General features: G+C 70.9%; 1 pseudogene. It reads left to right on the top strand.

Annotation, left to right across the window (positions count from 1 at the left end):
- Positions 1 to 81 precede the first annotated feature (81 nt).
- Positions 82 to 299 (top strand): annotated as a pseudogene (locus HTZ77_RS45000) (SMP-30/gluconolactonase/LRE family protein); the annotation flags it as partial.

Below are 299 nucleotides of genomic sequence, written 5' to 3'. Positions count from 1 at the left end.
GGGGTATATACGCGGGCCAGTAGGGGTTCATGCGACTCGGGTGGGTTGGTAGGAAGAATCGACCTGGAGGAGGTTCCGCGCATGGATCTCGTACCGCTCGAACTCGAAGCGCTGGACGCCCGGGTCGCCGCCCTCGGCGGCGACCGATGGCTCGAACGCCTCCACCGGGGCACCCGCTGGGCCGAGGGCCCCGTCTACGTCCCCGCCGGCCGCTTCCTGGTCTGGAGCGACATCCCGAACGACCGCATGCTGCGCTGGGACGAGCTGACCGGCGCCGTCGGGCCGTTCCGGGAGCCGGC

The sequence above is a fragment of the Nonomuraea montanisoli genome (genome assembly GCF_013363975.1).
GTDB lineage: Bacteria > Actinomycetota > Actinomycetes > Streptosporangiales > Streptosporangiaceae > Nonomuraea > Nonomuraea montanisoli.
Note: the sequence above shows the minus strand (reverse complement) of the source record. Positions and strands in the feature narration are given on the sequence as shown.